The sequence below is a fragment of the Paenibacillus xylanilyticus genome (assembly GCF_013359935.1).
GTDB classification, from domain to species: domain Bacteria; phylum Bacillota; class Bacilli; order Paenibacillales; family Paenibacillaceae; genus Paenibacillus; species Paenibacillus xylanilyticus.
In genome coordinates, this window is record NZ_JABMCB010000046.1 from 1 (window position 1) to 284 (window position 284).

At 49.3% G+C, this 284-nt stretch carries 1 rRNA gene; it reads left to right on the forward strand.

The annotated features are described in order from the left end of the window. Positions 1 to 284, forward strand: a 23S ribosomal RNA gene (locus HP552_RS00290); the annotation flags it as partial.

The following is a 284-nucleotide window of genomic DNA, read 5'->3' on the forward strand; positions in this document are numbered from 1 at the left end:
AACCCAGCTGGGGTAATTTCCAGTTACTCACAACTGAATACATAGGTTGTGTAGAGGCATACCAGGGGAACTGAAACATCTAAGTACCTTGAGGAAGAGAAAACAATAGTGATTCCGTCAGTAGCGGCGAGCGAACGCGGAACAGCCCAAACCAGAGAGCTTGCTCTCTGGGGTTGTGGGACGTCTCACATGGAGTTACAAAGGAACCGGTTAAACGAAGAGGTCTGGAAAGGCCCGCCAAAGAAGGTAAAAGCCCTGTAATTAAAAGCCCGTTCCCTCCGAGA